This is a genomic window from Micromonospora sp. ATLC20, assembly GCF_057196585.1.
The window spans coordinates 1-11,171 of record NZ_JBXUOV010000185.1 but is presented as its reverse complement, the minus strand read 5'-3'; the positions used below and the strand labels follow the sequence as shown (position 1 = coordinate 11,171).

At 71.7% G+C, this 11,171-nt stretch carries 10 protein-coding genes; 7 read left to right on the top strand and 3 right to left on the bottom strand.

Annotated elements, in window-relative coordinates; genetic code table 11:
- Positions 1–167: 167 nt before the first annotated feature.
- Together AC2CHG_RS26400 and AC2CHG_RS26395 are read left to right on the top strand one after the other, a co-directional pair.
- Complete coding sequence (locus AC2CHG_RS26400) at positions 168–734, top strand: adenine phosphoribosyltransferase (protein ID WP_135239397.1); 567 nt, start codon at positions 168–170, stop codon at positions 732–734.
- 251 nt (positions 735–985) lie between these two features.
- A complete protein-coding gene (locus tag AC2CHG_RS26395; protein WP_484525800.1) occupies positions 986–3,433 on the top strand; it encodes a RelA/SpoT family protein in 2,448 nt (815 codons plus the stop codon).
- A gap of 72 nt (positions 3,434–3,505) precedes the next feature.
- Here AC2CHG_RS26395 and AC2CHG_RS26390 read toward each other — a convergent pair whose 3' ends face one another.
- Entirely contained in the window at positions 3,506–4,345 is an 840-nt protein-coding gene (locus AC2CHG_RS26390; RefSeq protein WP_357210968.1) for a peptidylprolyl isomerase, read from the bottom strand.
- An 83-nt stretch (positions 4,346–4,428) separates the two neighbouring features.
- The gene (locus AC2CHG_RS26385; RefSeq protein ID WP_484525799.1) at positions 4,429–5,298 is read right to left on the bottom strand and encodes a peptidylprolyl isomerase; all 870 of its coding nucleotides are present in this window, start codon (positions 5,296–5,298) and stop codon (positions 4,429–4,431) included.
- Between the two features lie 235 nt (positions 5,299–5,533).
- Between AC2CHG_RS26385 and AC2CHG_RS26380 the strand changes: the two genes are divergently transcribed.
- Genes AC2CHG_RS26380 through AC2CHG_RS26370 form a run of 3 tightly spaced genes read left to right on the top strand, consistent with a single transcriptional unit; the run spans position 5,534 to position 8,621 of the window.
- Positions 5,534–6,253, top strand: coding sequence for an MBL fold metallo-hydrolase (locus tag AC2CHG_RS26380; protein ID WP_030502528.1), 720 nt, complete (start codon positions 5,534–5,536; stop codon positions 6,251–6,253).
- A gap of 40 nt (positions 6,254–6,293) precedes the next feature.
- Positions 6,294–7,634: a histidine--tRNA ligase gene (gene hisS / locus AC2CHG_RS26375; protein WP_262012387.1), complete on the top strand. Its 1,341-nt coding sequence runs from the start codon at positions 6,294–6,296 to the stop codon at positions 7,632–7,634.
- 51 nt (positions 7,635–7,685) lie between these two features.
- Positions 7,686–8,621, top strand: coding sequence for an acyl-ACP desaturase (locus tag AC2CHG_RS26370; protein ID WP_357210973.1), 936 nt, complete (start codon positions 7,686–7,688; stop codon positions 8,619–8,621).
- 111 nt (positions 8,622–8,732) lie between these two features.
- Here the strand turns inward: AC2CHG_RS26370 and AC2CHG_RS26365 are convergent, their stop codons facing one another.
- Positions 8,733–9,233 (bottom strand): PaaI family thioesterase, encoded by a 501-nt coding sequence (locus AC2CHG_RS26365; RefSeq protein WP_357210975.1) that lies wholly within the window; start codon positions 9,231–9,233, stop codon positions 8,733–8,735.
- A 55-nt stretch (positions 9,234–9,288) separates the two neighbouring features.
- Here AC2CHG_RS26365 and AC2CHG_RS26360 point away from each other — a divergent pair, with 55 nt between their 5' ends.
- Together AC2CHG_RS26360 and AC2CHG_RS26355 are read left to right on the top strand one after the other, a co-directional pair.
- Positions 9,289–9,765: a winged helix-turn-helix transcriptional regulator gene (locus AC2CHG_RS26360; protein ID WP_262012389.1), complete on the top strand. Its 477-nt coding sequence runs from the start codon at positions 9,289–9,291 to the stop codon at positions 9,763–9,765.
- Positions 9,766–9,966: 201 nt separating this feature from the next.
- Positions 9,967–11,016: a S1 family peptidase gene (locus tag AC2CHG_RS26355; RefSeq protein ID WP_262012390.1), complete on the top strand. Its 1,050-nt coding sequence runs from the start codon at positions 9,967–9,969 to the stop codon at positions 11,014–11,016.
- The last annotated feature ends 155 nt before the right edge of the window (positions 11,017–11,171 follow it).

Genomic DNA, 11,171 nt, shown 5'->3' with positions numbered 1-11,171 from the left:
CCCCAGCGGCGCCCGCGGCGGCCGTCCCGCCGGGGGCGGCGGCAACCGGCCCGGCGGCAAGCGCCGCTGACCGCAGGGCCGGACGGAATCGGTCCTACGGCGTCCGTCATGCTGTTGTCACGGCATGACGGACGCCGTCGTCGTTTCGAGAGGACATGGGACGCACCGTGACGGAGACCCACACCACAGGGGTACGGGGAGACAGCGGCCCGGAGGTCGCCCAGCTCGTCGCCAGCCGGCTGCTGGACGTGCCGGACTTCCCCAAGCCGGGTGTCGTGTTCAAGGACCTGATGCCCCTGTTCGCCGACGGTGAGGCGTTCCGGGCGGTGATCGACGGCATCATCGCGTACCACGGGCCGGACTCGTTCGACACCGTCGCCGGCATCGAGGCGCGCGGGTTCGTGCTGGCGGCAGCAGTCGCGTACGCCACCGGCGTGGGCGTGGTGCCGGTGCGCAAGGCCGGCAAGCTGCCCCGCGCCACGCACTCGGCGTCCTACGCCCTCGAATACGGCGAGGCGACGCTGGAGGTGCACCAGGACGCCTTCACCGCCGGCCACCGGGTGCTGGTGCTCGACGACGTGCTCGCCACCGGCGGCACCGCTGAGGCCACGCTCGACCTGGTGGAACGCGCCGGCGGAACGGTCGCCGGTTTCACCGTGCTGCTGGAACTGGGCTTCCTCGAGGGCCGTAAGCGGCTGGCCCAGCGTCCGGTCCATGCCCTGTTGACCGTTTGACCAGGCCGGCCCGGTCGGGCCGGTCGGCGCCGACCGTCCGGGGGAGCGGTGGCGTACCCTGCGTACGGGTAGCATTGCCCTTTGCCCGCCCCGGCCGAGCTGTCCGGGGCGGCGAAGGCGCCGGGGCCCGGCCCCGGTGACCGCGTGGAACAAGACCGGCCTCCGGGCCGGTTGAACCAGACGTCGGCCGGACGGCCGGCGCATCCCGGCGAGCGGTGAGGAGGCCGGTGTCCCACGATGTCGTCCCTCCGGTGGAGGGCACGGTGCACCCGACAGGCGACGCGGACGGCTCGGTGACCGAGCGCAGCGGCAACCCGTCGGCCCGGGCGACCGGCGCCACCGGCGGCGCGTCCGACGCGACGGCCGACGGCGGGGCGGTCGTGGTGCCGTTCCCCACCGAGGGTTCCACCGAATCCACGCCCGGCAGCGGCTTCGCCCTCTCCAACGCGCCCACCGGCCGACGGGTACGCGCCCGGCTGGCCCGGTTCAACGCGCCCTGGCAGACCTCGCAGGTCAGCGAGGTGCTGGAGCCGCTGATCGCGACGCACCGGGAGAACCACCCCAAGGCCGACGCGCGGCTGCTGCAGCGCGCCTTCGACACGGCCGCGCGGTGGCACTCGGGGCAGTACCGCAAGTCCGGCGACCCCTACATCACGCACCCGCTCGCCGTGGCGACCATCCTGGCGAACCTGGGCATGGACACCACCACGCTGGTCGCGGCGCTGCTGCACGACACCATCGAGGACACCGAATACACGCTCGATGCGATGCGCGCCGACTTCGGCGGTGAGGTCGCGCTGCTCGTCGACGGCGTCACCAAGCTCGACAAGGTCAAGCTCGGCGACGCGGCCAAGGCCGAGACCATCCGCAAGATGGTCGTGGCGATGGCGAAGGACCCGCGGGTTCTGGTGATCAAGCTGGCCGACCGGCTGCACAACATGCGGACCCTCACCTTCCTGCCCCGCCCCAAGCAGGAGCAGAAGGCCAAGGAGACGCTGGAGATCCTGGCTCCGCTGGCGCACCGCCTCGGTATGAACACGATCAAGTGGGAGCTGGAGGATCTGGCCTTCGGCACGCTGTTCCCGAAGCGGTTCGAGGAGATCAACCGGCTGATCGGGGAGCACCAGCCGCAGCGCGAGGCGCTGCTGCGTCAGGTGACGCAGAAGGTGTCCACCGACCTGAAGGCCGCCAAGATCAAGGCGGAGACGACCGGCCGGCCGAAGCACCTCTACTCGATCTACCAGAAGATGATCGTGCGGGGGCGCGACTTCAACGACATCTACGACCTGGTGGGTGTGCGGATCCTGGTCGACACGGTGCGGGACTGCTACGCGGCGCTGGGGGTCATCCACGCCAACTGGCAGCCGGTGCCGGGCCGGTTCAAGGACTACATCGCCATGCCCAAGTTCAACATGTACCAGTCGTTGCATACGACTGTCATCGGGCCCACCGGCAAGCCGGTGGAGATGCAGATCCGCACGTACGCGATGCACCGCACCGCCGAGTTCGGCATCGCCGCGCACTGGAAGTACAAGGAGCACAAGGGCACCCCGGTGGTGGGCCCGCCGGCGCACATCGACGAGATGACGTGGCTGCGGCAGCTGCTGGACTGGCAGCGTGAGGCGGCCGACCCGAGCGAGTTCCTGGACGCGCTGCGGTTCGACCTGTCCAGCCAGGAGGTGTACGTCTTCACCCCGAAGGGTGACGTCATCCCGCTGCCGACCGGGTCGACGCCGGTGGACTTCGCGTACGCGGTGCACACCGAGGTCGGGCACAAGTGCATCGGCGCGCGGGTGAACGGCAAGCTGGTGCCCCTCGAATCGACGCTGTCGAACGGCGACGTGATCGAGATCTTCACGTCGAAGTCCGACACGGCCGGCCCGACGCAGGACTGGCTCGGCTTCGTCAAGAGCCCGCGGGCGCGCACCAAGATCCGCCAGTACTTCAACAAGGAGCGGCGCGAGGAGGCGATCGAGGCCGGCAAGGACTCGATCGTCAAGGCGATGCGCAAGCAGGGCATGCCGTTGCAGCGGATGCTCACCTCGGACGCGCTGATGGCGATCGCCCGGGACCTGCACCTGGCCGACGTGGCCTCGCTGTACGCGGCGGTCGGCGACAGCCAGGTGTCCGCGCAGTCGGTGGTGCAGAAGCTGATGGCGTCCTACGGCGGCGAGGAGGGCGCGGCGGAGGACATCGCCGAGACCGCCGTCGCCACCCGGCCGCCGCGCAGCCGGCAGAGCAGCGCCGACCCGGGTGTGGTGGTCCGCGGCGTCAGCGACGTCTGGATCAAGCTGGCCCGCTGCTGCACGCCCGTACCGCCGGACTCGGTGTTCGGGTTCGTCACCCGCTCCGGCGGGGTCAGCGTGCACCGGGACGACTGCGCCAACGCCGAGGACCTGCGCGCCCAGCCGGAGCGGGTGGTCGAGGTGAGCTGGAAGCTCACGTCCGCCTCCACGTTCCTGGTCGCCATCCAGGTCGAGGCGCTGGACCGGCACAAGCTGCTCGCCGACGTGACGCGGGTGCTGTCCGAGGAGCGGGTCAACATCCTCTCCGCGACCGTCACCACCACCCGCGACCGGGTGGCGGTCAGCCGGTTCAGCTTCGAGATGGCCGACCCGAAGCACCTCGGGCACCTGCTGGCCGCAGTCCGCAAGGTCGACGGCGTGTTCGACGCGTACCGGGTCACCTCGGGAGCCTGAACCACAGACGCACGCGAAAGCGCCCGCCGGCTGATCGCAGCCGGCGGGCGCTTCGTCGTCGTACGGGTGCGGTCAGCCGCCCTCGACCGGGCTCATCGTCACCTTGGTCATGGTGATCTCCTTCTTCGGGTGACCACCGCCGGCCTGCTTGGCGAACGCGCCGTCGTCACCGGCCGCGGCGACCTGCTTCACCACGTCCATGCCACCGGTGATGGTGCCCAGCACCGTGTAGTTCGGGTCGAGCGGCGAGTCGCCGTACACGATGAAGAACTGGCTGCCCGTGCTGCCCGGCTGGCCGGAGTTGGCCATCGCGATGACACCCTCCGGGTACGGCGGGCGCTTGTCGGTGGGGAGGTTCTCCTCGGCCAGGTTGTACGACGGGCCGCCGGTGCCGTCGGTGTCCCGCCAGCCCTTGCCGGTGGCGCTCGGGTCGCCGCACTGGAGCACCTTGATGCCCTCGGTGACGAGCCGATGGCACTTGGTGTTGTCGAAGAAGCCCTTGCTCGCCAGGTGCGTGAAGCTGCCGGCGGTGCAGGGCACCTTGGCGCGGTCGATCTTGGCGGTGATCGGGCCCAGGTTGGTGTCGATGGTCATCGTCTGGGTGCCCTTGCCCGACTGCTGGGCCGGCGGCAGGCCGACGTCCTTGATCTGCGCCGGACGGCCCTCCTTGGGCACCTCCGTGTACGCGCACTGGACGGCCCCGGCGGCGGCGGTGGTGCCCTGCTTGTCGTCGTCGTCACCGAGCGCGGCGACGAGCCAGACCGTGCCTGCTACGACGAGCACCAGCACCGCCGCGGCCCCGACGATCGCCTGGGTCTGCCGGCGCTTGCGGGCCCGGCCGGCCCGTTCCGCCATCTCCCGCTCGAGCTTGGCCCGCGCCGCCGCGCGCTGGCGGTCTCTGGTGGACGTCACGGTCACTCCTCACCTGCTGCATATGGGTTCGGCACGCGCGCCGCCGGGTCAGCCGACGGCCCGCCGCCTGCTCGCCTGTGTTCTCAGCCCGCGCTGGCGCTGGGCGACGGCGCGGGACTGCCGGCCGGCGCCGCACCGGGCTCGCCGACGGTGACGCTCTGGACCAGCACCTGCGTCTTCGGCTTGACCTTGGCGCCGTTGCCATTGTCCACCGTCGGCATGGCGCCGATCTTCTCCACCACGTCGAGCCCGCCGGTGACCTTGCCGACCACCGAGTAGGCCGGCTTGGCCGGGCTGGCGTCCTTGAAGAAGATCAGGAACTGGCTGCCGTTGCTGCCGGGCGGGTTGCCGATCATGGCGACCGTGCCCTTCGGGTACGTCGCCGGCTGCCCGGGCGCCGGCGAGGCCGACGGGCTCGCCTCCGCCGCGGCCGGGACGTTCTCGTCGTAGAACGAGTAGGTCGGGCCGCCGAGGCCGGTGCCGGTCGGGTCACCGCAGCGCAGCGCGCCCTCGGCGGTGATCTCGTGGCAGGTGGTGTTGTCGAAGAACGACCGGCCGGCCAGGTAGCTCAGGCTCGCCGCGCCGCACGGCGCGTCGGTCTGGTCCAGCTCGACGGTGATCGGCCCGCCCTGATTGGTGGTGATCGTCATCGGGCGGGTGCCGGAGGTGGGCAGGCCGGTGGTGGGCGGCTCGCCGACGTCCTTGAGGTTGGTGTTGACGGCGCCGTCCTGTGCGGTCCAGAGGCAGACGTCGTCGGCGGTCTTCTTCTCCGGCTCGGAGTCGAACGCGCCGAGCGCCCAGGCGGAGCCGGCCACGATCAGCACGAGCACCACCGCGGCGCCCACGCCGGCCCGGATCTGCCGGCGCCGCTTCGCGGTAGCCGCCCGCCGGGCGAGCTGCCGGTCGAGCTTGGCGCGCGCCAGTTTGCGCTGCCGGTCCCTGCTGGAAGCCACGCGCGCTCCCCTTCCTCTGCCTGATCGCCGTCGGCGCCGGGCGCCGTCCGCCGTTCCGATCGGGGTGCGCCACGCCACACGCCCGCCAGAGTGTACGGGTAGCGACTGTGAATGTGGTGTACGAGGTCCCGCCGTCTCAGACCGGCCGGGGCGGACGGGCCGGTGGCGGACGGAACCCGCTGGCCCCTGCGACTAGGCTGCAAGCAGACGACGACCGGACGGAAAGGGGAGCGACGTGCTCGTGGCCGGCTTTCCCGCGGACGCCTTCGGCACCAACTGCTACGTGGTGGCGACCGCTCCGGGGGAGCAGTGCGTGGTGGTCGACCCCGGCATCGGGGTGCTCGACCGGCTCGACGCCGTGCTCGCCGAGCACCGCCTGCACCCGGCCGCCGTGCTGCTCACCCACGGCCACCTCGACCACACGTTCTCCGTCGCCCCGGTCTGCGGCGCGCGGGGCATCCCCGCCTACGTCCACCCGGACGACCGGGAGCTGCTGGCCGACCCGAGCAAGGCGCTGTCGATGGACCTGACCCAGCTGTTCGGCGGCCGGCTGCCGTACGCCGAGCCGGACGACGTGGCCGAGCTGACCGACGGCGCGACGCTGTCGCTGGCCGGGTTGGAGATCACCGTCGACCACGCCCCCGGCCATACCGGCGGGTCGGTGCTGTTCCGGTTGCCCGGCGCCGGCTCGCCCTGGGAGGCGGAGCAGATCTGCCTCTCCGGTGACGTGCTGTTCGCCGGCTCGATCGGCCGTACCGACCTGCCGGGCGGCAGCATGCCCCGGATGCTGTCCAGCCTGCGGGACAAGGTGCTCCCGCTGGCCGACGACACAGTCGTCCTGCCCGGCCACGGCCCCGCTACGACGATCGGCCGCGAGCGCGCGACCAACCCGTACCTCGTCGAGGTGGCGGGCACCGGCGGCGCGCGCCCGGCCGCGCCCACCCGAGGCCTCTAGACCCTCACCCGCGCCCGCGCGGGTTCTCAAGGAGTTCGTGATGAGCAAGCCCACGCCCATTTCCGGCTTCCCGGAGTGGACCACCGCCCAGCGGATGATCGAGCAGTTCGTTCTCGATCGCATTCGCACCACGTTCGAGCTGTACGGCTTCGCGCCACTGGAGACCCGCTCGGTGGAGCCGCTGGATCAGCTCCTGCGGAAGGGGGATACCGCAAAGGAGGTCTACCTGCTGCGCCGGTTGCAGGCCGACACCGACGGCCCGGCCGGTGACGACGCGCTCGGCCTGCACTTCGACCTGACCGTGCCGTTCGCCCGCTACGTGCTGGAGAACGCCGGCAAGCTGCAGTTCCCGTTCCGCCGCTACCAGATCCAGAAGGTGTGGCGCGGTGAGCGCCCGCAGGAGGGCCGCTACCGCGAGTTCCTCCAGGCCGACATCGACATCGTCGACCGCGACACGCTACCGGCCCACTACGAGGCGGAGATGCCGCTGGTCATCGGCGACGCGCTGCGGTCGCTGCCGATCCCGCCGGTGCGCATCCAGGTCAACAACCGCAAGATCTGCGAGGGCTTCTACCGGGGCATCGGGCTGACCGACGCCGAGGCGGCGCTGCGCGCCGTCGACAAGCTCGACAAGATCGGCCCGGCCAAGGTGACGGAGCTGCTGGCCGAGACCGCCGGGGCGAGCGAGGCGCAGGCCAAGGCCGTGCTGTCGCTGGCCGAGATCTCCGCGCCGGACGCCTCCTTCGCCGACGCGGTGCGCGGCCTCGGGGTGAGCGACCCGCTGCTGGACGAGGGCGTCGCGGAGCTGACCGCCGTGGTGGAGACCGCGGCCGCGCACGCGCCCGGCCTCTGCGTGGCCGACCTGCGCATCGCGCGGGGCCTGGACTACTACACGGGCACGGTCTACGAGACGCAGATGATCGGCTACGAGCGGTTCGGCTCGATCTGCTCCGGCGGCCGGTACGACAACCTGGCCAGCTCGGGCAACGTCCGGTTCCCCGGCGTGGGCATCTCGATCGGGGTGACCCGGCTGCTCGGCCTGCTGTTCGGCGCCGAGGCGCTGTCGGTGTCCCGTTCGGTGCCGACCTGCGTGCTGGTGGCGGTCACCGCCGAGGAGGACCGGGCGGCCAGCGACGCGGTAGCGGCGGCGCTGCGCTCGCGCGGTGTGCCCACCGAGGTGTCCCCGTCGGCGGCCAAGTTCGGCAAGCAGATCCGGTACGCCGAGCGGCGCGGCATCCCGTACGTCTGGTTCCCCGGCGCGGACGGCGACGAGGTCAAGGACATCCGTTCCGGCGAGCAGGTGCCGGCCGCGGCGGGCGAGTGGACGCCGCCCCGGGCGGACCTGAAGCCGCTGGTCGGCCCGGCCGGCACTGGCGTCTGACGGCGTTTCGACCTACGGTGGCGTAAGTTACGCCACCGTAGGGAGAACGTCGTGACCGTGCTCAGCCAGACCGCTCTGCTCACCGAACTCGAGCCTGTGGTCGAGAAGAACCTCGACCGCCACCTGTCGCTGGCCAAGGAGTGGTTCCCGCACGAGTACGTGCCGTGGAGCGAGGGCCGCACCTTCGACGGCCCGCTGGGCGGCGAGGCCTGGTCGCCGGAGGACTCGACGCTGCCCGAGGTGGCGCGGACCGCGCTGATCGTCAACCTGCTCACCGAGGACAACCTGCCCTCGTACCACCACGAGATCGCCACCCTGTTCGGGCGCGACGGCGCGTGGGGTACCTGGGTGCACCGGTGGACCGCCGAGGAGGGGCGGCACGGCACGGCGATCCGCGACTACCTCACGGTGACCCGGGCGGTGGACCCGGTGGCGCTGGAGCGGGCCCGCATGGTGCACATGTCGGCCGGTTACCAGAACGTCCACGACCAGGAGATGCTGCACTCGCTGGCGTACGTGTCGTTCCAGGAGCTGGCGACCCGCATCTCGCACCGCAACACCGGCCGGGCCACCGGCGACCCGACGTGCGAGGCGCTGCTGGCCCGGGTCGCGGCGGACGAGAACCTGCACATGGTCTTCTACCGCAACCTGCTCGGCGCGGCGTTCGAGCTGGCGCCGTCGCAGGCGATGCGCGCCGTCGCGGACGTGCTCGCCAACTTCCAGATGCCGGGTGTCGGCATCGACGGCTTCGCCCGCAAGTCGGTGGCGATCGCGCTGGCCGGGATCTACGACCTGCGCCAGCACCGTGACGAGGTGGTGATGCCGGTGCTGCGCCAGTGGAACCTGTTCGACGTGACCGGGCTGAACGCCGACGGCGAGACCGCCCGCGACCAGATCGCCGCCCACCTGGACACCCTGGAGACCCAGGCGTCCCGCTTCGAGGAGCGCCGAGCCGCCCGAGCCGCCCGCACCGCCGCCAAGGCCTGACGCCCGCCCCTCCTCCCGCTCCCGCGCGATCTTGCAGTTACGGCCCCCGCGAATGCCGCGAAACCGGCACTGTGGGGGCCGTAACTGCAAGATCGCCGAGCACAAGGGGGGTCAGGGGAGGGGGAAGATGAGGCAGGTCGAGGTGGCGTGGGCCACCAGGCGGTCGGCCGGGTCCGTCAGGCGGGCCTCGGCCAGGGCGGTACGGCGGCCCCGCTGCACCACGGTGCCCTCGCAGCGCAGCGTGCCGGTGTCGACTGTCACCGGGCGCAGGAACTTCACGTTGAGGTCCAGCGACGTGTAGCCGACGCCGGCCGGGAGCGTGGTGTGCACGGCGCACGCCGCGGCGGTGTCCAGCAGCGTGGAGATGACGCCGCCGTGCACGGTGCCGAGCGGGTTGTAGTGGAACTCCTGCGGCAGCAGTTCGACAGCGACGCGCCCCTCCTCGGCCTCCATCCGGGACATGTCGACGAGGTGCATGATCGGTGGCGCGTCCAGCTCGCCGGCGATCATCGCCCGCATCAGGTCCAGGCCGCTGCGGCGGCCCAGGTGCGCGGCGCCGGCCGCCGGGTCGGACCAGGTGAACGTGCGGGTGCGCTCCTGCGTCTGTGTCATGGACTCAGCCTCGCAGCGCATTGCTGAGTCTGTCAATCAGACCTAGCCTGTCGGCATGAGACCCGCGGCACTGGACTGGTCGGTGGAGAACTGCACCATCGCGCGCGCCATGGAGATCCTCGGCGAGCGGTGGACCCTCGTCGTGCTCCGTGAGGTCTTCAACGGCGTACGCCGGTTCGACGACATGCGGGTGCGCACCGGCATCCCGCGTCAGGTGCTCACGAACCGGCTCGCCATGCTCGTCGAGCGTGGTGTGCTGCGCCGGGAGCCGTACCGGGAGCCGGGCAGCCGGCCGCGCCACGAGTACCGGCTCACCGAGATGGGCCTGGACCTGTGGCCCGTGCTCGTCGCGGTGCTCGGCTGGGGTGATCGCTACCTGGCCGACCCGGAGGGCTCGCCGCTGAGCGTCGCGCACCGCGACTGCGGCGCCGAGGTCCGGGTCGCGTTGCGCTGCGCCGAGGGGCACGAGATCACCGAGGCGCGCGACGTGCTGCCCCGTCCGGGTCCGGGGGCCCGCCGCCGCAACCCCTGACCGACTCTGACAGATGGTGTCGATGTTGTTGCTTCGGCGTTACATCGGGCGCCGGTGCGAATCCGGGCAAAGCCATGTCTTGTTTACGATCTTAAATGTGTGAATACTTTGGTCACCCGGACGGTTTCCCCAGGTCGCCCGGGTTGTCCTCGGGCGCGCCCCCATGACAGCGCCCGTTCACCCCCATTCGGAGGTTGTTACATGCGACCCACGAGGTCCACGCTCCGCCGCGCCGCCGCAGTAGCCGTCGCCGGCACCCTGGTCACCGGCTCGCTGCTCGGCGCACCCGCGCAGGCCGCCCCCACGGCCCTCTCGCCGGACGCCGCCGCCACCCTCGTCGAGAAGCTCGGCGACCGCGCGGCCGGCACGTACGCCGACGCCAGCGGCAAGATGGTCGTCACGGTGACCGACACCGCCACCGCCCGCCAGGTGCGCAACGCCGGTGCCATCCCGAAGATCGTGGCGCGCGGCGCGGACAAGCTCAACGCCGCCACCAGCGAGCTGGAGCGCTCCGCGAAGATCCCCGGCACCGCCTGGTGGACCGACCCGGCCACGAACCAGGTCGTCGTCTCCGTCGACAGCACCGTCACCGGCGCCAAGCTGGAGCGGGTCAAGGCCGCCGCCGCCCGCCACAACGGCGCGATCCGCATCGAGGCCGAGGCCGGCACGCTGAGCACCCGGATCTCCGGCGGCCAGGCGATCTACGCCGGCGGCGGTGGCCGTTGCTCGCTCGGGTTCAACGTCCGCAGCGGCTCGACCTACTACTTCCTCACCGCGGGTCACTGCACCAACATCTCGTCGAGCTGGTACAGCAACTCCGCGCAGACCAGCCTGCTCGGCACCCGGACCGGCACCAGCTTCCCGGGCAACGACTACGGCATCGTCCGGCACAACAACTCGGCCAACGCGGCCGGCAACGTGTCGCTCTACAACGGCAGCTTCCAGGACATCACCTCGGCCGGCAACGCGTACGTCGGCCAGTCCGTCCGCCGTTCCGGCAGCACCACCGGCCTGCGCAGCGGCAGCGTCAGCGCCCTGAACGCGACCGTGAACTACGCCGAGGGCAGCGTCTCCGGCCTCATCCGCACCAACGTCTGCGCCGAGCCGGGCGACAGCGGCGGCTCGCTGTTCGCCGGCACCGTCGCGCTCGGCCTCACCTCCGGTGGTAGCGGCAACTGCCGCACCGGTGGCACCACCTACTTCCAGCCGGTCACCGAGGCCCTCAGCCGCTACGGCGTGAGCGTCTTCTGATCCGCGCACCGCAGTGAACGGGCCGCCGGGCGACCGGCGGCCCGTTCCGCGTACCCGTCTCAGGCGCCTGCCCCGAGGCGGCCCGGACCGACCGGCGGGCCGTCCGGGCGCGGCGGCTCGGTCGGCCGGGCCGTCCAGTGCCGGTGGGCCCGCCG

What these genes read in the sequence shown, in the direction of transcription:
- AC2CHG_RS26360 (WP_262012389.1), top strand. Translation starts at nt 9,289, where the DNA reads ATGAGACCCGCGGCACTGGACTGGTCGGTGGAGAACTGCACCATCGCG.
- AC2CHG_RS26365 (WP_357210975.1), bottom strand. Translation starts at nt 9,233, where the DNA reads ATGACACAGACGCAGGAGCGCACCCGCACGTTCACCTGGTCCGACCCG.
- AC2CHG_RS26355 (WP_262012390.1), top strand. Translation starts at nt 9,967, where the DNA reads ATGCGACCCACGAGGTCCACGCTCCGCCGCGCCGCCGCAGTAGCCGTC.
- hisS (WP_262012387.1), top strand. Translation starts at nt 6,294, where the DNA reads ATGAGCAAGCCCACGCCCATTTCCGGCTTCCCGGAGTGGACCACCGCC.